The 24,312-nt window shown below is 46.2% G+C and carries 19 protein-coding genes; 14 read left to right on the forward strand and 5 right to left on the reverse strand.

From position 1 onward, the window contains the following. The first annotated feature begins 452 nt into the window (after positions 1 to 452). The gene (locus JT717_RS08285; protein WP_205509730.1) at positions 453 to 3,311 is read left to right on the forward strand and encodes a TonB-dependent receptor; all 2,859 of its coding nucleotides are present in this window, start codon (positions 453 to 455) and stop codon (positions 3,309 to 3,311) included. 120 nt (positions 3,312 to 3,431) lie between these two features. Further along, on the forward strand, positions 3,432 to 4,259 hold the full coding sequence (gene purU, locus JT717_RS08290; protein WP_205509731.1) for a formyltetrahydrofolate deformylase: 828 nt from the start codon (positions 3,432 to 3,434) through the stop codon (positions 4,257 to 4,259). Positions 4,260 to 4,390: 131 nt separating this feature from the next. Here purU and JT717_RS08295 read toward each other — a convergent pair whose 3' ends face one another. From JT717_RS08295 to JT717_RS08310, 4 genes are all read right to left on the reverse strand, one after another. Then, a complete protein-coding gene (locus JT717_RS08295) occupies positions 4,391 to 5,044 on the reverse strand; it encodes a YdcF family protein (protein ID WP_205509732.1) in 654 nt (217 codons plus the stop codon). 157 nt (positions 5,045 to 5,201) lie between these two features. Next, positions 5,202 to 7,676 carry a DUF5686 and carboxypeptidase regulatory-like domain-containing protein gene (locus tag JT717_RS08300; protein ID WP_205509733.1) on the reverse strand — a complete coding sequence of 825 codons (2,475 nt, stop codon included), beginning with the start codon at positions 7,674 to 7,676 and terminating at the stop codon, positions 5,202 to 5,204. Positions 7,677 to 7,772: 96 nt separating this feature from the next. After that, on the reverse strand, positions 7,773 to 8,408 hold the full coding sequence (locus tag JT717_RS08305) for a LysE family translocator (protein ID WP_205509734.1): 636 nt from the start codon (positions 8,406 to 8,408) through the stop codon (positions 7,773 to 7,775). Positions 8,409 to 8,600: 192 nt separating this feature from the next. Continuing rightward, positions 8,601 to 9,524, reverse strand: a complete 924-nt coding sequence (locus JT717_RS08310) for a hypothetical protein (protein ID WP_205509735.1) — start codon at positions 9,522 to 9,524, stop codon at positions 8,601 to 8,603. Positions 9,525 to 9,887: 363 nt separating this feature from the next. On the opposite strand from JT717_RS08310, the gene JT717_RS08315 reads away from it, so the two are divergent. From JT717_RS08315 to tssO, 6 genes are all read left to right on the forward strand, one after another. Beyond that, positions 9,888 to 10,322 carry a GPW/gp25 family protein gene (locus tag JT717_RS08315; protein ID WP_205509736.1) on the forward strand — a complete coding sequence of 145 codons (435 nt, stop codon included), beginning with the start codon at positions 9,888 to 9,890 and terminating at the stop codon, positions 10,320 to 10,322. 62 nt (positions 10,323 to 10,384) lie between these two features. Beyond that, positions 10,385 to 12,250, forward strand: coding sequence for a type VI secretion system baseplate subunit TssF (locus JT717_RS08320; protein WP_205509737.1), 1,866 nt, complete (start codon positions 10,385 to 10,387; stop codon positions 12,248 to 12,250). 260 nt (positions 12,251 to 12,510) lie between these two features. After that, on the forward strand, positions 12,511 to 13,449 hold the full coding sequence (locus tag JT717_RS08325) for a hypothetical protein (protein ID WP_205509738.1): 939 nt from the start codon (positions 12,511 to 12,513) through the stop codon (positions 13,447 to 13,449). Positions 13,450 to 13,509: 60 nt separating this feature from the next. Continuing rightward, positions 13,510 to 14,379 carry a TssN family type VI secretion system protein gene (locus JT717_RS08330; RefSeq protein ID WP_205509739.1) on the forward strand — a complete coding sequence of 290 codons (870 nt, stop codon included), beginning with the start codon at positions 13,510 to 13,512 and terminating at the stop codon, positions 14,377 to 14,379. 26 nt (positions 14,380 to 14,405) lie between these two features. Further along, entirely contained in the window at positions 14,406 to 15,587 is a 1,182-nt protein-coding gene (locus tag JT717_RS08335; RefSeq protein ID WP_205509740.1) for a hypothetical protein, read from the forward strand. 31 nt (positions 15,588 to 15,618) lie between these two features. Next, positions 15,619 to 16,140 (forward strand): type VI secretion system TssO, encoded by a 522-nt coding sequence (tssO, locus tag JT717_RS08340; protein WP_205509741.1) that lies wholly within the window; start codon positions 15,619 to 15,621, stop codon positions 16,138 to 16,140. A 32-nt stretch (positions 16,141 to 16,172) separates the two neighbouring features. On the opposite strand, the gene JT717_RS08345 is transcribed toward tssO, so the two are convergent. Then, positions 16,173 to 16,907 (reverse strand): C40 family peptidase, encoded by a 735-nt coding sequence (locus tag JT717_RS08345; RefSeq protein ID WP_205509742.1) that lies wholly within the window; start codon positions 16,905 to 16,907, stop codon positions 16,173 to 16,175. 62 nt (positions 16,908 to 16,969) lie between these two features. On the opposite strand from JT717_RS08345, the gene JT717_RS08350 reads away from it, so the two are divergent. The 6 genes from JT717_RS08350 (at position 16,970) to tssD (JT717_RS08375) (ending at position 24,175) form a co-directional block, all read left to right on the forward strand. Further along, positions 16,970 to 18,013: a PKD domain-containing protein gene (locus tag JT717_RS08350; protein WP_205509743.1), complete on the forward strand. Its 1,044-nt coding sequence runs from the start codon at positions 16,970 to 16,972 to the stop codon at positions 18,011 to 18,013. A gap of 123 nt (positions 18,014 to 18,136) precedes the next feature. Then, positions 18,137 to 20,617 carry an ATP-dependent Clp protease ATP-binding subunit gene (locus JT717_RS08355; RefSeq protein WP_205509744.1) on the forward strand — a complete coding sequence of 827 codons (2,481 nt, stop codon included), beginning with the start codon at positions 18,137 to 18,139 and terminating at the stop codon, positions 20,615 to 20,617. Positions 20,618 to 20,989: 372 nt separating this feature from the next. Continuing rightward, on the forward strand, positions 20,990 to 21,442 hold the full coding sequence (locus JT717_RS08360) for a hypothetical protein (RefSeq protein WP_205509745.1): 453 nt from the start codon (positions 20,990 to 20,992) through the stop codon (positions 21,440 to 21,442). Positions 21,443 to 21,485: 43 nt separating this feature from the next. Continuing rightward, complete coding sequence (locus JT717_RS08365; RefSeq protein WP_205509746.1) at positions 21,486 to 22,859, forward strand: DUF5458 family protein; 1,374 nt, start codon at positions 21,486 to 21,488, stop codon at positions 22,857 to 22,859. A 428-nt stretch (positions 22,860 to 23,287) separates the two neighbouring features. After that, a complete protein-coding gene (gene tssD / locus JT717_RS08370) occupies positions 23,288 to 23,674 on the forward strand; it encodes a type VI secretion system tube protein TssD (protein WP_205509747.1) in 387 nt (128 codons plus the stop codon). Between the two features lie 111 nt (positions 23,675 to 23,785). Further along, entirely contained in the window at positions 23,786 to 24,175 is a 390-nt protein-coding gene (tssD, locus tag JT717_RS08375; RefSeq protein WP_205509748.1) for a type VI secretion system tube protein TssD, read from the forward strand. Positions 24,176 to 24,312 lie beyond the last annotated feature (137 nt).

A 24,312-nucleotide genomic window follows, 5' to 3' on the forward strand; every position in this document is an offset into this window, starting at 1 on the left:
CAACGATATTTTGCAGGAGGGTCAGGTAATTACACCCATTCATAAAATGCGGGTTGAATAACGAGTCGCTCCCGGTATTCGCCCAATGACCAGGCTTATAATCCCGGCATGGCCGGCTCCCGGATTCATTTAAAATAAAGGTTTCATTTACTAATTGGCCTTTCTTGATCTATTATAGAAGGTTTTTAACAGTGGCTTGCTTGTACTGCCTTTTCTGTCCAGTAAGGGCACTATAGGTAAGCATTTTGAGATTTGCTGATTCCGGGATTCCGGGATTCAAAGCAACGCATGAGCAGAAATCGAAAAATCTCAAAATCTAAAAATCAGGAAATCAGCTTTTAAAGAACACTATACCCCGCCGCAAATCATTCCCGTTGTTTCCCTACAGCTTCTTTTCACAATGAAGCCGGAATTGCTTTTGATCAATCGTAATTAACCAAAACCTTCAAGGTATGAGAAATCTCGCTCTGCTCAGCTTATCTTTTTGGCTCAGCGCAATGAAATTAACAGCCCAGCAACTGGTACTGGCGCTGCTCTTCACCGTTATAGGGTATGCTGCGCCCGGTCACGGCCGGCATGTACCTGACCGCGAAGTAACATTGAAGATCAAAGACAGAAAATTGGTGTATGTCCTGAGTAAAATAGAAGAGCAAACCAAGGTGATATTTACTTTCAGTCCCCGACTATTTCTTCCTATTACCGGTAAAATAACCAATGCCAAAGGCGAGCCCCTGCCGGGTGTAAGTGTTGTGGTAAAAGACAAAGCAGGCGGAACCTCCACCAATGCCAATGGCCAGTTTACCATCGATGCCAATGAAGGGGATGTACTGGTGATCTCCATCATCGGCTTCAAAACAAAGGAAGTAACGGTAGGCAGTCAGCATGAGATCAGTGTTTTTCTGGAAGAAGCCGTCGCCGAGCTCACAACAGTAGTTGTGGGCTCGCGGTCTTTACGGCCCAGGACCAATGTAGAATCTCCGGTGCCGGTAGATGTTATATCAAGCAAAGACCTGGTGGCCACCGGGCAAATAGAACCTGCGCAACAGATCCAGTTCACGGCGCCTTCTTTTGTATCGAACCGGCAAACCATTGCCGATGGTACCGATCATATCGATCCTGCTTCATTACGGGGCCTGGGACCCGACCAGGTACTGGTGTTGGTAAATGGTAAACGCCGGTATAATACAGCACTTGTTAATATCAACGGTACAGTAGGAAAAGGGTCCGTAGGCACCGACCTCAATTCCATTCCTGCCGGTAGTATTGAACGCATAGAAGTATTACGCGATGGCGCCGCCTCACAATATGGCTCAGATGCCATTGCCGGGGTAATTAATGTGGTGCTGAAAAAGAAGACCGGCACCCAGGTATTTGCTCATGCCGGTCAGCAGTATGCCGGTGACGGCGCCAACCTGCAATTTGGCCTGAACCAGGGATTTAAACTGGGCAAATCCGGCGTATTGAATATTACAGCCGAAATTAGGCACCGGCAGCCAACCAACCGCGCCGGCGAATACCTGGGCACCGTTTATAATAACAATCCCACGCAGGACAGCATCCTGATAGCACAAAACGGTGGATGGGATAGGAAGAACAATATGTACATCGGCAATTCGAAGCAACTGAATGCCTATGGCGAAGCAAACCTGGAAATACCGGTTTCGGCCAACAGTAAGTTTTATGCAACCGGCATGTACAGCTTTCGTAAAGGCAAAGCCGCCGGCTTTTACCGCTATCCCAAACAAACCAGCCAGGTAGTAGCGCAATTATATCCACGCGGTTTCCTGCCTTATATTGAATCGGAGATCAGGGACCATTCAGTGATTGCCGGTTTCAAAGGCAAAACGAAAAGCGCCTGGAACTGGGATGCCAGCACCACCTATGGGGGAAACCAGTTCCGGTTCGACGTTACCAATTCAAATAATGCCAGCATGGGCGCAAATTCACCCACCGAATTTTATTGCGGTAAACTGGGCTTTCAACAAAGCACGACCAACCTGGATCTTTCGAAAGATTTCGGCGCTGATCTGAACCTCTCATCTTTTAACGTAGCTGTTGGCGCTGAAATGCGTTTTGATCTATTTAAGATCACGGCGGGAGAAGAAACGTCGTGGCGCAATTACAATCCCAATTCCGGCAAGGCAGGAGGGGCACAGGTATTCCCCGGTTATCAACCTGCGAATGAAGTGGATGAAAGCCGCAGCGTGATCAGCACCTACATCGATGTGGAATCAGACATCACGGAAAAATTCCTGGTAAATGTTGCCGGCCGTTTTGAACATTACAGTGATTTTGGAAATGCTCTGGCCGGTAAACTAGCTTTGCGTTATAAGATCATCGATGCGCTATCCATACGTGGCGCCATCAGCAATGGCTTCCGGGCCCCATCTATTCACCAGTATTATTTCAACAATACCAGCACGCAGTTCCAGATCATTGGCGGCACCCTGGCGCCCAGCAATACCTTAACCGTGCGAAACAATGACCCCATTGCCAAAGCCTTGGGTATTCCCGACCTGAAAGAAGAAACATCGGTAAACTACAGCCTGGGCATAACTGCAAAACCTGGCCGCAACATGTCGCTGACGATCGACGCTTATCGCATTGATATTAAGAACCGCATCCTGCTGGCAGGTCCGTTCAGAAGATCGAATGCAACAGTGAACACCGTGCTGAACAATGCCGGGATCTCCAATGATGTACAGGTTGTACAGGCATTCTCCAACATCATAAATACAAAAACACAGGGATTGGATATTATCTTTTCGGTGAGCCCGCAATTGGGTAAAGGCAATCTCGACCTTACCCTGGCTGCCAACTTCAATGAGACCAAGATTGAAAAGGTAAAAGGCACCGATAAGATCCCTGCCGTTCCTGATTCGGTAGGCAATTATTTTTTCTTTGACCGTGCAGAACAATCACGGGTTGAACTGGCCAATCCGAAGAACAAGCTGACTGTTTCCGCCAACTACCAGTTGAAAAAATGGGGTGCAATGGCCCGCGTCACCCGCTTTGGGGCAGTTTCCTCATGGAATCTCGATCCCCGGCTCGATGAGACCTATGAGGCCAAATGGGTGACCGATGCCAGTATCAGCTACAGTATCATTCCCCAGCTGCGCGTGACCATCGGGGCGAATAACCTGTTTGATGTTTATCCAGATAAATTAAAGTGGTTCCAGGTGGCCAATGGTGACAAAACGAACACATTCTACAGCAATACTTCCGATGGGCGTTTCGTATACAGCCGCAATGCCACCCAGTTCGGTATGAACGGTGGTTACTACTATATCAGCCTTTCTGCAAGTTTTTAGCAGCGGGTCACATGAGCAATGAGCTGGCGGTTTGCTGAAACAGTGCAATTTGCCCCCGGGCGGATGGCACTGCTCTTTTAAGATGAAATGATTATCTTGCTCATCTTATTGATTCCACGTATGATTATCGTTATTCAATGTAAAGATCAGGTTGGGCTGGTGGCTGGTATTACGGGCGTTCTGGCGAAAGAACAATTGAATATCGTCTCTTTGCGCGAGCATGTTGACAAGGCAGAGAACCGTTTTTTTATCAGGATCCATCTCGAAAAAGAAACCGATTCCCAGGCCCTGGAATCAAAACTGCAGCAGGTACTGCCGCCGGATGCTATCATTAAAGTAAATCCATTACCCGAGAAAAAAGTGGTGGTGCTGGTGACCAAAGAATATCATTGCCTGGCCGATATTCTTATCCGCAATCATTTCAAAACCCTGGGCGCCCGGGTTCAATGTGTCATAGGTAATCACGACGTGTTACAAAACATCTGCCAGCGCTTCGATATCCCTTTTTACCTCGTATCACATGAACAATTGGAGAAGCCTGCATTTGAGGCGCAGGTGGCTACGTTGATCGACAAGTATTCGCCCGATTATATTGTGCTGGCTAAGTTCATGCGTATTTTATCGCCCGATTTTGTGGCCCGCTATACGGGGCGTATCATCAATATCCACCATTCTTTCCTGCCGGCCTTTGTAGGCGCCAATCCATACAGGCAGGCTTTTGAACGGGGCGTGAAATTAATTGGGGCCACCGCTCATTTTGTGACCAATGAACTGGATGAAGGGCCCATCATTGCACAACAGATCATTCCGGTTACGCATTCCCAGACGGCAGGCGATATGATGAAAGCCGGTAAGGAAATTGAAACGGCCGTGCTGGCAAAGGCGCTTCATTTGGTATTTGAGGACAGGGTGTTTGTTTATAAGAATAAGACGGTGGTGTTTGAATAATACTGACCTTGAATAATCAGTTCAAAAATCTATGTATTTGAGATTGCCGGATTTCGGGATCTTGAGGTTTGTTATAAGCATAACCTCGAAAGAAATCTAAAAATCCCGCAATCCCGAAATCAGGAATGATTTCAATCCTGTTTGATGAGTTGTTTATTATAGCCCATACCAACAAGCTTCTCATAAGCATCCCAAACAAAATCGGGTATTTCCTGGTATACCTGGAATCCTTTTTCAGGATACAGCTTTATGCGTTGCAGATCGCCCACCATCATGTTGATCAGCTTTTCGACAGTAATATCATTGGTCGGGTATTCTTCAAAACTTAGCCGCGGAGAGGTCACGAGCAGTTTTTTATCGGGCCAGTGTTTTTTGAAAGTGGCATAACTGCGGCGTTCCATATAGGGTTTCTGCACTACGATAAAACTGTTCAGGTGGAGGTTTTTCTCCTGTAACAGCTGTTGGGTGAAAAGTATATTCTCGCCCGTATTGGTGCTTTTATTCTCGATAAATATTGCTTCGGGTGGTACGCCTCTGTCGAGCGCAATCCTGGCAAACAGATCGGCCTCAGTGCCTGTCCACAGGTCTTTGGTAAGTTTACCCAGGCCTCCTGAGAAAATGATAATGGGGGCATATCCCTGCAAATAAAGATCAGCGCCCCGTTCGGCCGTGCGGGTATCGAGGTTGCCCAATACCAGGATGCAATCCGATCGTTCCAGCGTATGGTGCAGCTGGTGATAGTTCCATAAAACTTTTGCAAGCGCTAATGCTTCCTGGTGTATCATTTTGTACGGTTAGGTTAATGAACAGGATGATCTTATCCGGTTTTTGCAAAGATCCCTGCTGATAAGCAATAAATTTGCCAACATCATATAAAACGATCAATTAATGGTTAATCCTACATGAACAGGGGCTTTTATTTTTAGCATTGTCATGATAATCTTAATGCCACTTATTATCTCTTCTGTTCCAGGTAGTGATCCCGATCTTGAATTGTACCGGATTGTTGAATTTGTTGGCGGCAGACCCCACTACATATACGCCCAGCTTGAACTTACTTAATGGATTGAATGGCCATTTAAAAACACGTTCAATGCCCGCAAAGCTCTCTACATAGCGGAGGGAACGCTCCGGCGCAAAGAGGAAACCGCCGCCGGCCACTTCCCGCAACTGCAGTTTCTTCAGCAGCGGGATCTTATTGATCAGGGCGCCATTGAATTCATGCACAAAATGTCCCTGGTAAAAGCGCCTGAAGACGGCAAAAGTTGAGTCGAGCGACTGAAATGCTTCATGCGGATTCATGAAGAGCAGCGGATCGCCCTGGCGCTGCCATTTATAATCAACCAGCCGCAGGTCTTTTGTATTTAAAAAGCTGCCCGTTCTGGCACTATAGGTCGCAATACCCACCAGGCCTAATTTTATCTCCTGTTCTAAACCGAATTCGAGGTAATCAAAATTGACTTTACTGCCGAGGGGCCCGGCAATACCTTTTCGCCAGGAAGCATAGAATGTAGGCCAGGCTGATCCGAGGATGATCTTTTCTTTTGGTTCCCTGATATAACGTTGACGCGGCGTATACGATAATCTGATCTTGCCATAGGTAGCATTGTAGGGTTCAAAAGCAATGGCCTGGTTTCCGGGTAAGAGTTCGCCGAAGATACTATCTACCTGTGGATTGGTCTTATAATCGCTGACCGAACGGCGAAAGGCGATATCGAGATCCGTGTACAGGAATAAGCCATTCACCAGTTCCAGCTCATGTCCGATGCCCAAACCATTTTCAAGGTATACACTGCTGCGCTTAAGCTGGTTGATCCAGGCATCGCCCTGGAAGATCAGTTGGAACTGCCGGCCGGCAGAAAGCCTTACAATGCCCCTGTTGAAAGGATTATACAAATGACGTATGGAGACACTGCCATTGATATCGCGGTTGCGAAGACCATAACTGACATTCGGATAGATCCACACGGCTTTGCGCGAAGGAAAGATCCTGGAATAATTCAGGTAGGCCATGATGCGGGAGCCGCCAAATTGAAAAGGCTGGTATAACTGGGGCAGGGGTGGTATGGACCAATGTTCTTCCTTTTCATGATGATTAAATTCCTGTCCGCTCCAAAACCATTTTTTCCAGGTTATCTTATTGGTTACCCGGTCAACGGAATCCAGGTAGGCCCTGGTATGGCGTGCGCGATAAACACTGTCTTTATAATGAATGAACCGCAGTTCTTTTTCTGTCAGGGGTTCCGTACGGTTATTTTGCCAGAAACTGCTGTCTTTTTCATAGGCTTCCTGCGCCGTCGCGCTTATTTCCGTCCCAAAATGTTTTTTACCGAACTGTTTATGCAGCGCAAAGTTTTTATACGTAGCAACGGTAACACCTGACTTTTTGGCCCGGTTGCTTTTTGAAAAATAGGTGAACTGTTGGCGGGTGATCATCCAGGCTGTATCCTGAATGCGCTCATAATGTTGTTCCACTTCAAAGAAATCATATTCCGGCAAATGATAGGAGGGGAATTTCAATCTCGTATGCGTGATCACCCACAGACTATCAGCAATGGTTATTTCTCCTTCTACGGTCGCATTGCTTACCTGGCGTTGCTTCACACTGATCACATATAATTTGAGGCCATGCTGTTTTTCTGTTCTGATGATCTTAAAACGATAGGCCAGCAGTCCGCTATAACTGATAGGCGAGAGGAAAGGCGTTTCTGAAATAGCGGGCGTTTTAACCAGGTTATTGTAAAAACTGAAATCGCCCTGCGTAGTTGATAAATAGAACAAACCTTCTGTATTGCCGCGTTTGGTTACGCCCAGGCGTTCTTCTTTAGTGCCTTGTGGCGATTGATCGAGCTGCAGTACAATTTCAGCCATGGCCATCCGGTCGAGCCCGGCATTTGCATCGGCCTGTATAGCTGCGGGCAATGTATCCCTGGTTCTTTTCTTTTTTGTTTTTAGGGTAAGTGAATCTTCCTGAACTGCTTTGATATATACGGTGCAGGAATAAGGTCCGGCGGCTGATTGAATGGTCTCTTTGTTACGGATCACCTGTCGGATGATCTCTTCTGAACGGTCACGCACCCTGCCTTTCACTACTACTTCCGACAGGTCTTTTGAATGATCGGGTTCCAGGATCAGGTTCTGTACATAATCTCCTTTTTGTATAACGATGGTGATCAGCTGCGATTTATAACCAACCATACTGAAAACCAGATCATATTTTCCGGCTTCCAGTTCAAGCTCATAGCTGCCGTTCTCTTTGGTAACGGTACCATGCCGCCATTCCTTCACCTGCACAGACGCAAAGGCCAGCGGCTCGAGCCGGGTATTGGTTACTTTACCATACACTTTATACGATTGCGCCTGAGCGAAAGAAACAGCAGTGCCGATAAGGTAGATCAACAGTAAAGTTCGGTTCATGCAGCCGGGGATTGGATGTTTAAAATACACCCATTATACATGAGCTAAAAGACTGCCTTTTTACTTTAGATTGAATTTAACAGTTAACTTATTAACTTATTTTGCTTTATCAAGCGCCATTTTCGCTGCCAACCCGGTAAGTATACCTGCCATAAACCATTTCTGGATGCGGATCCATTTGGGATTGGCCGAAAACCAGCGGGCCGCCCTCGCTGCCAGCAGCACAATAATAAGATTAATTGTAAAACTTACCATTACCTGCACCAAACCCAGGGTTACACTTTGCATGAACACCGATCCATAAGCTGGTTTTATAAACTGCGGAAAAAAGGATAAATAAAAGACCGCTACTTTCGGATTGAGCACGTTGGTGAAAAAACCCATGCGGAAAAGTTTGCCGGGGGTATCGGATTTCAGGTCGGTACGGGCTTCAAATATATTTTTACTGCCAGGTTTGATGGCCTGCCAGGCCAGGTAGAGCAAATACACTACACCGGCTGTTTTTAAAATAGTATATGCGTACGGTATAGTGAACAGCACAGCAGTTAAACTACATGACACCATTATGATGTGAAAGAGGAAACCGCAAATAACGCCGGCCAGAGAGATCAACCCGGCCCTGCGTCCCTGGGTAATGGAGCGGGAAATAAGATAGATCATATTGGGGCCCGGACTGATCACCAGTCCAAATGCAGCCAGCGCAAACAGCAGGAGATCGCTTATCGGTATCATGTTGAGGGAGTTGAAAGTTGATAAAGCTGGTATTGTTGATTGGTTCAACTACCCGGTAAAAATACCAACTAAAGACCGTTTGCCTTTAGTCCAATTCTGAAAAAATCGATAGGCCAATTGTGCTGGTCAATGGTCAATGGTGAATGGTCAATGGTAAAGCGGGCAACTATTCACTGAATAACTTAATAACTATTAAGAAACCGGAACGCCATATTTCCGGGCCTGTGTTCTGATGAACGCATCCGCTTCATCACTGCCATCGGCACAAATTTGGTCCATCTTCTTTCCAAACTTTTGTACCAGCGCCGGATTATTCATCAGTTCATGAAAACCGGCTCTTGTGTGTACAGCAATGGTTGGCAGGCAGGAAGAATCGCCAAAAGCAGTCACTTCCTTCGGGTTGGTAACAAATGAACCACCGACACCACCATGCGAGGTATAGAAGAAACGTTCTTCAGCGTGATCAACACCAATATATTTAAGTGAAGTATTTCCAAAATAAGTACGCGATTTCACATCGGGATGGCGGCGCGCATGTGCCACAAACTTTACGTTCTCTACATTCATGCCATCCAGGCATCCCTGGCGGTCTACAGAGTCGTACAAGCCCATAAAATAAACCCGCACGAGGGGGCTCAACATTCTCGCCAATGCAGTAACGGCCAACCCACCACGACTGTGGCCGATCAATACTACGCGCACATCATCGGTCGTCAGGGGCTGATTGGCCAGCATCCCGGCAGTTACTGTCACCGGTGTACGGGCCACCACACTATACCCGTGGCTTTCCATCACCTGCCGGGTCGTACGTTCGCGGTTCTGCATACAGCTGTTCACGTCGAACATTTCCAATGGCTTTATAGAGCGCGAGCGCACTTCGGGGAAGAGGGCATTGATGCGTTGGTAAATAAAGTTCAGCGCTTCCTGCAAGATGGGTTCACTATCGCTGCCGGTTATTGTATTGGAAGGACCATGATACCAGCGGCGGTCGATTTGCATGGAACCGTAATGAACGTCGCGGATAAATTTATAAGTATTGCTGTTGCTTCCATCTGTAGACATCCATTCACGGGAGCCCGTGCCGTCTATTCCAACTACAATGTATTTGTAATTCATGAGTAAGGTTTTGATAATGGTATCTGGGTATTCCCAGGCTTTATTACATAAACGTAACAGAAACTTCTTCAGATTTCCTGCTCAGCAGTGTTATTGTCCTGAGCAGAGCCAATGTATACCCTAAGCGCAGCCGAAAGGCCTCTGCTTGTCAACAAATTTTACACCAATTTCGAATTTTTATTTTAATTTAAAACATCCGTTTATTCAAACGGCACGTAAATTGGTACTAAAAAGATACACATTGAATCTTTTTTTTGTATTAATTTCGTTTTGCTGCTGAGAGCATGATCAAGACATTCCCCTTTTGACACGCTTCACTGTTTACGTTGACTCGTCTTACCCGATACATTAATTTTTTCGATCATGCGGCTTAAGTATTATACATTACCACTGGATCCCGAATTACTGATGCAAAAGAAAGAGCATCCTGGTTGTACGCTCAAACAATCGGTTGGCCATAACCTGCACCTGATCATTACCACCGCCTTTGGTGAAATGCAAAGCGATGAAGATTTTGGCAACTCCATCTGGGATCACGATTTTGATAATCTTACTGCCCGCACCCGGCAACAGGAATGGATGAAAGAATCCCTGTTACAGGCCATCTCCAAACATGAAAAAAGGCTGGATGGCATTAGAGTAGATGTATTGGTAAAACAGGAAGAGGTAAGCGCTTTTACTTCCGAACGACGGGTAAAAAAACGCCTTGACATTCAAATAACCGCCAGACTCACGGCTACCAGCGAAGACATTACTTTCCGCGACAGCTTTTTTGTGAGCCCGTTATCGTATAGTTAACCTGATACCAGGCCTGATCATTAGCAACCTGGTTATACATAATCAGTAACATATTATTATACATGGAAAATCGGGAACAAATAAAGAACCGGATGATGAAAACGGCTGCAAGGCTGTGGGGATATCCCGAAGATGAAACCGAATCTTCATTCGATCCCCTGGTGAATGTGCTGTTCTCTGCCTGCGCATTGGAACTGGAAAAGATCTCCAATGAAGTGCATGCCTCACGCGCCCGTTTACTGGAACGGATGGTGCAATTATTGTCACCGGAAGTGTTAAGCGGGCCCCTGCCGGCCCATGCCGTCATGCATGCAAGAACAGTAGACGACGGCGCCACGCTGATAGAAAGTGACCAGTTCCTCTGTTCGCAAAAAATAAATGCCAGCTATGAAACGGCCGGTACCGGTTATAAGGATCTGTATTTTGCACCCAGCGCCAGCTTTCACATTAATAACGCAGCCGTTACCTACCTGGCCACCGGTCATCAACTGTTCCGGTACCGCGAAATGATCTCCAAGGAAGTGATCACCCATTGCCTGCCGGAAAAAGAACTGGAGCAAGGGGTATTGTGGATCGGCCTCACAGGCGACCGCCTCAACCTGCACAATACCCAATTCTATTTCGAGATCAGAAATGAAGTAAATAAAGAATTATTCTATAAGAACCTGCCACAGGCCCGCTGGTTCTATGACGACCAGGAATTAGCTGCACTACCCGGGTATAACCAGGAAAATATCAGCGGCGAGCTGCTGGATATAGAGCAGCTGCTGGTTAGAAAGAATACCGCCGCCTGGAAATTCAAAGCCTTTGTAAACGCCTATTACAAACCCAGGTTCATTACGATTCGCCATCCGCAAAATGACAGGCTCACCGGAAAGGAAGGCTGGCCGGCCGGGCTGTCACAGGCATTCAATAAAAATGAACTGTTATCCTTACGCGCCGAAAAAGTACACTGGCTAAAAGTGCAATTCCCGGAAAATATTGCCAGCTCGGTACTGCAGGATGTCGTATGCCATATCAATTGCTTTCCGGTGGTGAACGCCCGTTTACATGAAACAACCTACGCCATTCGCGACATATTGAACATTGTTCCTATGTACACGAATGATATCTTTTTCGACCTGCAGGAAATTTCAGACCTCGATGATAACGTGTACAACATCCGGACCCTCGAAAAAAACGTACATGAGAAACTAACGGTAATATTGAGGCAGGGTGGAGTAGGGCGATTTGACGAACGGGACGCCTCCATGATCATTGAACACATTGTACAGTTATTGAGCGATGAAGGTGCGGCCTTCTCGGTGCTCGGCCGCAGTTTTCTCACAGGAGAACTGAAGCAGCTGCAGCAGATCATTTACAAGCTGGAACAGCAAATGATCAACCGCGACCTGAACCGGGAATTCACGCCCTTCCTGGTGATCCGTAAAGAGACCAATGAAGCAATCAGTAACCTGATCATTAAATACTGGAGCACGTGCGGCGAAAAAGGCAATGATATAAAAGCCGGTACCAGTATGCAGGTGTATCATACCAATAGTCCGTATCACACCACCTGTACCCTGGTAACAACCACCATGGGTGGCCGCAATCGCCTGAGCGCCTCGGAAAGCATTACCGCCTATAAATCGGCCCTGCTTTCCCGCGACCGGTTGATCAGCCTGGAAGACATAAAGATCTTCTGCCGCCTGCAAATGGGAGCGATGGCCAGGCAGATCCAGGTAGCCAAAGGCGTAATGGTCCCCCGCCAGGTATCGCAGGGTTTTACCCGTACCATCGATGTTACCATCCGCTTGAACCGTAAAGATTATATGGATGCGCAGGATAAAAACCAGCTTTCCTATTGGAAAGAAAGCCTGGTGCAGCAGCTGACCGAAAGATCAGCCGGCTTAACACCTTTCAGGGTGTTTATAGAGCAGGAACTCTGAAGTAGTGGCGAATAGCAACTTGGCGAGTAGGGAAGAGACAAACATTAAACAATGAGCAGGAAGGACGAAGGAGAAATGAAGTACCGAGTGACAAGTGGCGAGTGGCGACTGGAAAAAGCGAGTATTAAAGAATAAGCAGGAAGGAGAAACGGGCAACTAAGCAAGCGTGTATTCATTAGCACATTAGCATATCAGCACATTAGCACATTAGCAAATTAGCACATTAGCAAATTAGCACATCGACCAATAACCATTAATCAATGTCCCGACAAATTGCAATAGAAACATTTCTCAAAGAGCTATCAGCTTTTCTCTATGATATTAAAGCAGAGGCCCTCGTAAACCAGGCGCTGCAGCACGATGTGCATCCGGAGGATTTCGTCGTGCTGCCCGATGGAAAATTTTACCGCGAATACCGGAGTGATCTGTATGCCATGAACATGATCGATGATACCCGTTTGCGCCAGTTACTGCAGCTTCGCTTATCCCGTTCCGGCATCTATGATCTTGTGCCGGAAGGTCTTTTCCACCAACCCTTTAATAATGCCAGGTCGAACAGCTCCGCCACCGAAATGGCCGCTCAAAGCCGTATCGACCGCAAAAAGGAAATGGCCGCCCGGAAATTCTTTCAACCCATTGAAAACAGTTTTTTTCAGCAACGGGTAATGATCGAACGGCAGGAAGAGCACTTACTGGCCGGCATGAACAATGGTTTGCTGAACGACTACTTTTTTACATTCTGGGAATTCCCGGAGAATTTGAACAGAAGCTCGGCCATGTTGCTGGTACTGCTTTTACCCTATGCACACGCCATTGCCGGCGACCTGCCGTTAATGCAGCAATGCCTGGAAATACTGTTGCAGGAAAAAGTGACCATTACACCGGTGCCGCCTGCGGAGTGTATAGCGCCGGGAAATGCTTTCCGCCTGGGCATGGGCGAACTGGGCAATGACCTGGTTTGCGGACAAAGATTTTCAGAAGATTATCCCTGTTTGCAATACAATATTGGTCCGTTAGCGAATGCAAGACCTGTTGATTATTGCCCGGGGGGCGACAATGATATACTGTTACAGGTGTTCAATAATTATTTCGCACCTGCAGAAGCAGACATCATTATCAATGTAGAAGTAGACCGTTCCAGGGCATTGGTAGCATTGAATGAAGCGGAAAGCCCGATCTTGGGTTATGCGGTTCTATAGTAAAACAGGCGGTATACTGTATTTCATTAGCATATTAGCACATTAGCAAATTATCATATTATGTTATCACCCGAACTTAACAGACTGTTACTTTACCTGGGGATCGGCCTGATCAGCTTTTCATCGATCATCGGCCTTTTTGCCAAAAAGATCCGTAACAGCTTTAAACCATTCAGCAAAAGAGCTATCTGGTATCTGTTGATTTCTGTGGCCGTCTTTGCGCTGACCGGATTGTTCATTGCGACCGGTTTCTTTTCCAATTATAACAGATACTTTATCTTCTTCCAGGTGCTTTTCCTGCTCTACGGCGCCCTCCATATTTACATGATGCAACGGAAAATGGATTGGGGGAAAGACAGGCAGTCCTTTGTTCCTGACCTCATCTTTACCCTGCTGATCCTGCTGGCCGGCGCCATTTGCTTTTTACTCGCTTACCGTTGGGTAAACCGCGAAGGGCTCGAACTGCCCATGATGTGGTCGACCCTCTTCTTCATTATTCCATTATTTGTTTGGCACACCTTCCTGGCAGCACTGGCCATTCCGCCCAAGGTACTGAACCAATGGTATTACCCGGTACATGAACCAATGGCCGACCCGGAAGAAAGTAAACTGAAGAACATGCTGCTCATCAGCTTTGAATTTCAGAAGAACGGACAGGAGACTTATTTTACCAATTTCAGGGCCAAGGCGCCGGTAGACATGGAACTGGGCCAGCTGTTCTATTATTTCATCAACGATTATAACGAACGCCATCCGCAGGGCCAGATCCTGTATTCAAATGGCACCGGTAAACCTTATGGCTGGATGTTTTACAAAAAGCCGAAATGGTACACCATCTTAACCACTTATATGGATGCAGATAAGACCATTTTCCTTAACCGCATAAGGGAGAACGATGTCATTGTATGCAGCCGCATTATTGAAAATTGAGCTTGAAACCACAAAATATATTACGCATGGAGGCAACACGTGAATACCTGCCCGTAAACTGGGTAGATGGGATGAAGATCAACAAAACGCATTTTATTACACAGGACAATGCATTCACTTACCGGCAGGCGCACACTGTAAGCAGTTTTTTAAATGAACACAATTATGGATTGCTGCCGGTATTCGACCGCCATCATACTTCCGCCAAATTATTTTTATCACTCGATAATGAGCAGACCGTACACCTGCGCATTCAACGATGCCGGGCTATTTCAAGAGGCGGTTATGTGATGGAATTCGATACGGATACATCGCTTACCGGTCAGCAGTTATCGGCCGGTATTCCAGGGCTGCAGGTGCCCTTCAGTGAGTTGAAAGACCGCTCCGAATTTTATTATGTAGTGTTAAGCATCGATCCATACGAACGGGTGCCTTTTGGTGTAGCTGATCCTAAAGAAACGCCACCGCGTATGCCATTTACCATGCCGGTATATCATCTTACCTTATTACCGGCGCAGGAAACCAGCGCTGTTTCATTGGGACAATTCCAGGTTCCGGTAGGGAAGGTAATCGTAGAAGAACAGGTCGTTCGCCTGCTGGACAATTATATTCCACCCTGTACGGCAGTGAACAGCCATTTCGAATTACTGGAAGTGCATGCCGGGCTGGAACAGTTCTTTGGCCAGATGGAATTATATGCCCTGCAGATCATTCAGAAAATATTACAAAAGAAACAGCAGAATGAACTCGCCGATGCCATTTACAAAATATGCGAGAACCTGAGCGTGTTCACTGCCACTGAATATACCAATTTCAAATTATCTTATATCTACCAGCCGCCGGTATTTATGATAACCGCCGTAACAGGTATGGCAAGGCTCATAAAAAATACGATTGATTTTTATACCGGAACCAGCAAGGATGAACTGATCAGTTATTGTACCGAATGGTGTGGCGTAAGCCAGGGCGAACTTGAATCAGCTATCACCACCTTGTGCAGTTACCAGTACAATCACCTGGATATAAATGATTCCCTGGAAAAAGTGTTGCGTTTTACCCAGATCATTTCAGCCCTGTTCAGCAGCCTGTCGCGCCTCGAGTACATTGGCAAGAAAAAAGAGACCGGCATATTTGTAAAAGAGCAGGTCCTGATCCCGCAGGCAGAAGCAGCGCCCATAAAGAAAAGAAGAAGTTTCCTGGCAGATTAATTAATGAATCATCATAATAAACCAACCAAAAATGCCAACCGTATTAAATCACAGGGAAAGGAACCGTGCATTTTTAAAGTTTTTGTTCTTTTTCATTATTGCCGTCTGGCTCATAGTAGGAGCCATTTATTTCGACATGCGGATTCCCTACAAAGAAAATGAAGTATTGCGCGAACAGGTTACCCGTTACCGCAACCAAAGCATTGCCCAGGAAAAATTTGTGACCAGCATGGATCAGGCGAAGATGCTGATCGACTCGCTGAAACAACCGGGCGTAAACAGCATGTACCTGAACCAGCAGATCGCTGCCAAATTACGGGAGCTTACAGATCTGCAATACAAAGACAGCAGCATGTACAGCAGGATGAACAAGAATGTGCTCGACCTGTACCTGCGTTACCAGGATGCTACCAACAAAGTGGTAAGCATGGGCGATCTGCCAAAACAGCTCGAAGATTATAAAGGAAAATATGAACAAACGCAACGTGATCTTGACCAGGCACGCCGCGATATCGATCTGCTGAGAAGGGCCAGCACGGCAGCAGGATTTTAGCCAATGTGATAATTTGATAATTAGCTAATGTGCTAATGACAACAGCCACAGGAAAGTCGATGGAAATAATGTTCTTTTTTAACGTTTGCCGTTTCACGTTTACGACTTTGCCTATCGCTTATTGCCAATTGCCGATTGCTTATTGACTTTAACCTACCCGCAGCAACAAAGCGCTTTTTCCAGTAAGGATCATCGAGGTTGGCCAGGCTTACGCCACTGGAAGTAGAAGCGTTGACAAAATACCGGTTATGCAGATACAGGCCAACATGGGATATAGGCTGTCCGGGAACCGTACGAAAGAAGACCAGGTCACCTTCAGAAAAATAGGTTTTATCATGAAAAGGCTCCACATTTTTTGTAAAGAACTGTTGCGCCGAGGTGCGGGGCACCTGGATCTTGTATACATCGCCGAGCAGGCGTTGAATAAAGCCCGAGCAATCGATGCCTTTTTCATCATTACCTCCGTACTTGTACGGCGTTTTCAGCCATTTATCGATGAACGCATACAATACGATATTGGAAAGACTATCCGGGTTGGCCCGCATAAAAGCGGCGTATTTGGCAATAAGCTTTTTTTCAGCACTGGCATTGGGAAGTGTAAGCGAAGCATCTGCCGGTTTCACTACTATGGTCTCATACTGATTGGCCGATCTGCGGGAACCGGAGCAGGCAACCAGCAAGAACAAAGCGGCAACACCCACAAAAGCTGGCAGCTTGCCAGTAAGAATAACACGGGAACTGTATTGAAAAAAGGTAATTCGTTTCATAGCTGACAATACGGTTTACAAAGACACACCCACGTAACAAACGTGAACGAAAAAGTAAAATTATGGAAAATAAAAAATTACAGCTGGCTTATCTCGATGAAAAGGTCATTCTCACAATGATCATTACGGCCTTGCTGGGACTGGTGATCACCGGCTTCAAGTATAAGAACTATGAACATTGCTTCGATTTTCACATAAAGGCAAAAGCGAATTTTTTCCGTACCGACGAACCTATTCGCTTCGAGACCGATGCCCTGTATGCCAAAGAATTTCAGTGGGATTTTGGCGACAATGAGAAAAGCCAGACCAATATCAGCTCAGCGGTTCATGCCTATAACCTGCCGGGCGAATATACGGTTGCCCTTACGATAAATGGCGTTTGTACCGAATACAAAACGATCTATATTACAAAAGCGCCCAAACTGGAGAACCCGCTGCTGATGCCCCGCTTTGTTTGTCCGCAAATGGCCGAAGTAGGCAAGCCGGTCACCTTCCAGGATACTACCGCCGGTGCGCATAGCTGGGAATGGCGTTTTGGTGAAACCGCTGTTGTAGACGCCACTTCCTCCACCGCCAGTTATGTATACAAAACACCGGGCTTAAAGACCATTTCCCTGATCCTGAACAATGATCCCAAACAATTGGGGGTTTGTAAGGTGTATGTGAACGATAAAACTGTGGCGCCGTCAAGATCGAACACGCGAATGCCTTCCCGGCAGCCTTCCTTTGTGGTTGTACCCGCCCGTCCGCAAACGCCCACACTCGAAGAACAAAACCAGGCGCAGCCTGCGGTTACCGAACCGCCCAAACCGCAGGGAGTAAGCATCAGCAAACAGGAGCTGGAAACCAAACTGCGTGGCGTAGTGAACAACTATTTAACGGCAGAGAATTTTGCGCCCTATTTTTGTAATAACCTGAATGTGCCCGTAAGTCTCAATGGCACTGAAATAACTTTCACCCAGTTCTGTAACAAACTCAGCTCTATCAGGACAGATAAAAAGATCAAACAACTGAATGTGCAGCAGATAAAGAGCAGCGAGAATAATTGTTTGATCGGACTGAATGTAAGCCTGAAAATGAAAAAGGAATTCCTCGGCATCTTTTAGGATTATGAGATTTCTGATCTCCAGATCTTAGGATTTGAAATCTCCCAATCATAAATCCCCCAAATCAGAAATAATAAATCAGAAATCAGAAATAAAGGTTTTGGTTAATCTAAAAACAGTGTAATGACTGATCAATTATTAGGGATAACGGTCTCGGATGCATTCAAAAAAATGAACCATATAGCGCAGGCGATTGCGCGTGAACATATGCATCCGCATATTGCGCCACCACATCTGTTAAAAGCGTTATTGCATAAAGACGCGGGATTGCAATCCCTGCTAAAGCAACTGGATAAAGACATTTATTATATGGAAGAATGGGCGGATGTGCGTTTGGAAACACTGCCCAAAGCCACCCGCCTCGATGATACGCTTAGCCCCGATGAACCGGTGAAAGCGGTGATGGAAGAAGCTGATACCATCCGGTTAATGACCGGCAGTGATGAACTGGAAACCCTGCATGTGCTGGCAGCTTTAAGCACACCAGGGGTTGGCTTCAGTTATGAACAGTTGAAAACCTTTCCCATTCAAAGGCAGGAATTATTGGCGCAATCAGTGGCTGATGCAACCCTGAGCAAGATCGCCGGCGTTGCAACAACCAATGTCACAGCAAAACATTCCAGTCACCAGGCCTTGTTGAAATATTGTACCCATAAAAATGAACGGGCCAAAGCGGGTAAGATCGATCCTATTACCGGCCGGGATAAAGAGATCAGGGCAATGGCTGAGATCCTGGGCCGCCGGTCAAAACCCAATGTGTTGATCATTGGCGAACCGGGTGTGGGTAAATCAGCCCTGGTAGATGGATTCACCCTGGCCATTGAAGAAAAGAAAGTGCCGCGCTTCCTGGAGAACGCCCAGGTGTTTGAACTCGACAACGGCGCGTTGGCAGCCGGCGCATCGTATAAAGGCGAAGTAGAAGAGCGCTTGAAAAATATTATCCAGGAAGTAAAACAATTCGAAAAGGCCATTCTCTTCATTGATGAAATGCATGTACTGATGGATAAACAGGGCGCCATGGCCGGCGCGGCCAATTTATTAAAACCCGAACTGGCGCGCGGCGAACTCACCGTTATTGGCGCCACCACGCTGGAAGAATACCGCAAGCATATTGAAAAGGATGAAGCTTTTGCCCGGCGCTTTGATGTTATCCAGGTAGATGAACCTGATGCTGCCACCACTTTCCGCATGATGCAAATGATCATGCCGCACTACCGCAAACACCATGGTATAGCCATTGAAGATGACACCCTGCATGACACCATCCGCCTGGCAAAACGCTATGTAAAAGACCGCCGTTTGCCCGATGCGGCCATTGACCTGGCCGATCATACCATGGCAGCCCTTCGCCTTGCCCGGGATACCGGCAAACAGGTAGTGGAAGAAATGCGGGCGGCTTTTGATGACATGAATAAAGAACCGGAGAAATATACAGCAGACGATTGGAAATGGCATTACAACCAGTTGCGCAACAAGCTCAGTCCGATCTTATGGGCCGCGGTACAGGCAGAAGCGGATCCCATGCAAATGACAACGGCCGCCGAGATCATTGCTTATCTGCATACAGCCTACGATGCCGTATCAACAATGGCTGCAGACGAGCGCTTAACATTGAACCATGCCGATGTGGCTGCTATTGTAGCACACAAAACAGGTATTCCCATTGGTAAAGTGCAGGCGCAGGAAAAAGAACGGTTATTAAAAATGGAGGAGATGCTGAAACAACGGGTGGTAGGGCAGGATCATGCCATCCGGTCGATCAGCGAAGCCATTCTTGAATCAAGAGCTGGTTTGGGCAAACCGGGTCAACCCATTGGCTCTTTCTTCTTCCTGGGACCTACCGGTACCGGTAAAACGGAACTGGCCAAAGCGCTGGCAGATTTCCTGTTCCAGGATGAAGCTTCGATGATCCGGTTCGATATGTCGGAATTTAAAGAAGAACATTCCGCTGCTTTATTATATGGCGCACCGCCGGGCTATGTGGGTTATGAAGAAGGCGGTCTGCTGATCAACAAGATCAGGCAGCAACCGTATTCTGTAGTGCTGTTCGATGAAATTGAAAAGGCCCACCAGTCGGTCTTCGACATCTTTTTACAGATCATGGATGAAGGCAAGCTGCACGACAAGCTGGGCAAGGAAGGTGATTTCTCCAACGCACTGATCATCTTTACGTCCAATATCGGCAGTCAGTATGTGGTGGATTCTTTTAATAAGAACCAGGTTCCTTCTTCTTCCCAGTTGATGGAGATCATGAGTAATTATTTCAGGCCTGAGTTCCTGGGGCGCTTAACGGAGATCTGTCCTTTCGCCCCCATGACCAATGAGATGGTTGAACGCATCCTCAACATTCAATTGCGCGGTTTATATAGTTCACTGGAAAAGCAGGGTATTACATTACAGCTCAGCGATGCAGCTAAAAAACAATTAGCAGTTATGGGCTTTGCTCCTCAATATGGAGCCAGGCCACTGGCCGGCGTTATCAGGAATAACCTTCGGCGGCCTTTATCGCGTAAGATCATTAGTGGTGAAGCAGGCGCTGCTGGTGCATCAACATTGACACTGGATCTGGACGCTAACGGCCTCTTTGAATGGAAGAGTGCATAAGCAAACTGAATTTAGTATATGTATGGCTTTGTGATAATGTGAATAACTAACAGCCATGCCAATGTCAAAAAAATGAGACTCCGTGCAACATTAACTTTATATGAATTGTCACCGTTACTAACGGAAATAAATAAATTTATTTATTCATATTAGCGCTTGATTAGAAAGATTTTCAAGCGTGTTTTTACTTAAAGGTTACTGGGGATTTTTAATTAATTGTTTGTTCTTTAAAAATTTGGATTGAAATTTGTAAAACCCATCCAGGAATTTTTTGTCTGATATCCAATCCATAAACCCCGGTTTGTTCGTAAATTATATTCGATTGTGCATTACGGAGAGCCAGTCTTATTCTGAAAACCAAAAATATCTATCATGAGCATTGAACCTTATGGAATTGGTGGTACGGAAGTAAAAACAGATGCTTTCGAAGCCTTTGCAGACATTCCTCAAAACCGCGTTTTGCTGGCGGAAAAACTCACTTACGATCCTCCTGTTAAACCTGTTATTGTAGAAGGTTTAACCAGTATCGACGATGTTTTCGAAAATTACAAACCGAAGGTGGATATGACCTTTGAAACGGAAGACGGCGCCATGCGCAGGGAAACCCTTCATTTCAAAGGACTGGCCGATTTTGGCGCCAAGGGTATCATTGCCCAAAGTGAATACCTGGGAGATGTAAATATGCAGCAATTGCAATATCAGAAGATCATCAAGCAATTAAAGAGCAACAAACTGCTTAAACAGGCGCTCGCCAATCCTGAAACAAAGGATCATATTATTAAAGCTTTACAGTCGCTTATCCAGGAGCTTGACTCGGCCAGGTAAGATCCCTATTACTTATTTATCTGTTTATCATTAAATCGTTATCATGAGTACTGAATCCATTAAACCCGCCCAGCAAACGGCTCTTAAGGAAGCGTTGCAACCGGTTGAACAACTGGAAAACAGTGTGCAGGGCCTTGCTAAATTCGGCGGATTTGATCTGCTGGAATCAGCTATCGATGCTGTACAAAATATCAATCCCGAAAGAAAGGCCAGGAAAAAGATCTTCCTCGAAGAGAGCAGTAAAAAAGAAGAGCGTACTGCGCTTAAGAAAACACTGAAGCTGTGGCTGGATGTACTGCAAAGCGCCGATGATCCTGCCGATATGATCAAAATTTGTAATGAAAGGTCAGAACAGGCAGGCCAGGTATTGAAAAAGAACCTGAAAGCTGCTGTTAAAGAAACCGAACAACTGGAAAGATCCTACCGCTCTGTAGCCCTCTTCTTTAAAAATACAGAAAGCCTTAAGGTTAAGAATGTATCGGTCATGAATGCCGATCCCGATCAATTGAGGGATCTCGACAATACCCGTTTTATTGATGCTGTTCACAACGAGCTGGTTGATAATTACGACCGCCTCGACCTGCGTAATAACTACAGCATTCTCATCCTGCCCGGCTATCTAGGCAGCAATAAAGTAGTGGAAAAATGGGCAAAGATCGCTTATGAGAATAAAGTAATGCTGGTGACCGATTTCGAAGACCTTGATTCACCGGATGATGTCATGGAATTGTTCGAAGCAGCGAATCTTACCGGTGGCGATCCTTATCGTTCGAATGTGATCATGGCCTGTAACTGGCTGGTTGGCCGTGGCCGTTTTGCAGAGATCGAAGAAGAGGACGACCTCATGGTGCCTCCATCAGCCGCATTGGCCGGAAAGATCTACAACACCCTGATGTCGCAGGTTACAGCCGGTAAAAAATTCGGTGGCATCAATGAAGTAGACGGCGTTCGCTTCGACCTGAAGAAAAGTGAAATTGCCAGCCTGGAGAAACTGGGTCTGATTCCCATGGTGAAAGAATACGGCAAGGTAATGGCATTTTCGGCCAAAACCCTGTTCAATGGCGACAATCTCGGCTTACAAACATACTCGGTAGTGCGGGTGTTTGATTATGTTACCAAAGTGATGATGGACTTTTTGAACCGTCGTGCTTTTGAGAACTTCAACGCATCCACGAGAAAGGAATTGAACGGTCAGATCGTTAAATTCCTCGATGGCATTACTGGTCCGAATAAATTGATTGAAAACTTTACCATCAAGCGGTTTGAGCAGGACCCTGTTCAGAAAGACCGCATCTACCTCGACATTCATCTGAAACCGTATTTCCCCGCAAAAACCTTCATGATCAAGTTAGAGGGGCAGAAGGGAGACGACGCCGATAAAACGGAGTGGTCTTCAAAATACGAGCAGGATAAATAGTACTGAGTGCATTCGATGTATCTGAGCATAGGTATAGTTCCAGGTTTCAGGTTGCAGGGAAGTACAGCTGCACTGATGCCCTTTGAAACCTGTTACTTGTAACCTGTAACACTGGCATGCCAGGATAAGCTCGAACATCTGGCTGCTTAAGCTTAGAGTAACTCAGATACATTTAAAATCCAAGCCTCACCCAACGGCCACCCCCGTTCCTTGAGTCACCTCAATGGATACCCATTCTGTAGTAGCAAATGACAGTATCATTGTCCAATGATGCTGCAAGGAGTCTATTTGCATGGCCGTTTTTAACTCCAGGTTTTAACACCGCCTAGTAAACTATTATTTGGTCAGGACTGGTTCCCGGCCAACAGGGATCGTTTTTTTTATTTTTTGGTCTATATACCATTTTTTTAATCATCAAACCATTAATTATGTCTTTTAAAGCAAAATTGAAAGTTGCCGGAAAGGATGTGAATGTCCTCTCATGTACCTATGCATTGAAACAGGAAACCGATGCAACAGGCCGTCCTTCCTCTATCACCCGCGGTGGTAAGATCACCATGACCGTTGAGTCTACCGGCGACACCCATTTATTCGAGTGGATGATAAACAACTTTGAACGCAAAGACGGTTCAGTTGTTTTCGTAAAGCGTGATACCGATGCCACCCTGAAAGAACTGAAATTCAGCGAAGCTTATCTGGTAGAGTACCGCGAGAATTTTGACAATGCAAACGATATGCCTGTTACCGAAACCTTTACGCTCAGCGCCAAAAGCATTGAAGTAGGTAGCGGTAAACATGAAAACGAGTGGGTATAATTAAAAGTATCATCAGTAGTAAATGAAGGAATGCCATTCATCCCGAACGCCTGGGATGAATGGCCCCTTCCATAAAAGCCTAGTTTATACTAAAACACTAATCAATTTTCCATGTCATTCCTAGCAAAACTTAAGTTAGATGGCGAAGAGTTGAATGTGCTGCATTGTGCATTTCGTTTTACGCAGGCTACCGATGGAACCGGAAAACCTACTGCGATTCCGCAAGGTGGCGCTGTAACGCTCATAGTAGAAAGCAATGGAAATACCGCCCTGTTCGATTGGATGATCAGTCCAACACAGACCAAAAGCGGCTCCATTACTTTTTATCGCCGGGATAATTTAAGCAAACTGAAGACCCTGCAGTTTTCCGATGCGCATTGTGTAGATTATTACGAGACCTATGATCACAACAGTGAGAGCCCGATGCAGGTGCAGATAACACTCAGCGCCAAAGAAGTGAAGTTAAATGAATCGAAATTCAAGAACAACTGGCCGCAGTGATACGAAAGGCTGAAGGAAAGGCTTAAAGCTAAGGCGAAAGGCAGGTTCCCGATTATTTGTCTACGCGCATTAGCACAACTTGTCCCGCGCTGCGGGATTAGTAAATCAGCACAACTTGTCCCGCCTTGCGGGATTAG

It is taken from the genome of Longitalea arenae (assembly GCF_016924755.1).
In the GTDB taxonomy this organism is placed as follows: Bacteria; Bacteroidota; Bacteroidia; order Chitinophagales; family Chitinophagaceae; genus Niastella; species Niastella arenae.

Coding starts and splice junctions, on each gene's coding strand:
- JT717_RS08285 (WP_205509730.1), top strand. CDS start 453: ATGAGAAATCTCGCTCTGCTCAGCTTATCTTTTTGGCTCAGCGCAATG.
- purU (WP_205509731.1), top strand. CDS start 3,432: ATGATTATCGTTATTCAATGTAAAGATCAGGTTGGGCTGGTGGCTGGT.
- JT717_RS08295 (WP_205509732.1), bottom strand. CDS start 5,044: ATGATACACCAGGAAGCATTAGCGCTTGCAAAAGTTTTATGGAACTAT.
- JT717_RS08300 (WP_205509733.1), bottom strand. CDS start 7,676: ATGAACCGAACTTTACTGTTGATCTACCTTATCGGCACTGCTGTTTCT.
- JT717_RS08305 (WP_205509734.1), bottom strand. CDS start 8,408: ATGATACCGATAAGCGATCTCCTGCTGTTTGCGCTGGCTGCATTTGGA.
- JT717_RS08310 (WP_205509735.1), bottom strand. CDS start 9,524: ATGAATTACAAATACATTGTAGTTGGAATAGACGGCACGGGCTCCCGT.
- JT717_RS08315 (WP_205509736.1), top strand. CDS start 9,888: ATGCGGCTTAAGTATTATACATTACCACTGGATCCCGAATTACTGATG.
- JT717_RS08320 (WP_205509737.1), top strand. CDS start 10,385: ATGGAAAATCGGGAACAAATAAAGAACCGGATGATGAAAACGGCTGCA.
- JT717_RS08325 (WP_205509738.1), top strand. CDS start 12,511: ATGTCCCGACAAATTGCAATAGAAACATTTCTCAAAGAGCTATCAGCT.
- JT717_RS08330 (WP_205509739.1), top strand. CDS start 13,510: ATGTTATCACCCGAACTTAACAGACTGTTACTTTACCTGGGGATCGGC.
- JT717_RS08335 (WP_205509740.1), top strand. CDS start 14,406: ATGGAGGCAACACGTGAATACCTGCCCGTAAACTGGGTAGATGGGATG.
- tssO (WP_205509741.1), top strand. CDS start 15,619: ATGCCAACCGTATTAAATCACAGGGAAAGGAACCGTGCATTTTTAAAG.
- JT717_RS08345 (WP_205509742.1), bottom strand. CDS start 16,907: ATGAAACGAATTACCTTTTTTCAATACAGTTCCCGTGTTATTCTTACT.
- JT717_RS08350 (WP_205509743.1), top strand. CDS start 16,970: ATGGAAAATAAAAAATTACAGCTGGCTTATCTCGATGAAAAGGTCATT.
- JT717_RS08355 (WP_205509744.1), top strand. CDS start 18,137: ATGACTGATCAATTATTAGGGATAACGGTCTCGGATGCATTCAAAAAA.
- JT717_RS08360 (WP_205509745.1), top strand. CDS start 20,990: ATGAGCATTGAACCTTATGGAATTGGTGGTACGGAAGTAAAAACAGAT.
- JT717_RS08365 (WP_205509746.1), top strand. CDS start 21,486: ATGAGTACTGAATCCATTAAACCCGCCCAGCAAACGGCTCTTAAGGAA.
- tssD (WP_205509747.1), top strand. CDS start 23,288: ATGTCTTTTAAAGCAAAATTGAAAGTTGCCGGAAAGGATGTGAATGTC.
- tssD (WP_205509748.1), top strand. CDS start 23,786: ATGTCATTCCTAGCAAAACTTAAGTTAGATGGCGAAGAGTTGAATGTG.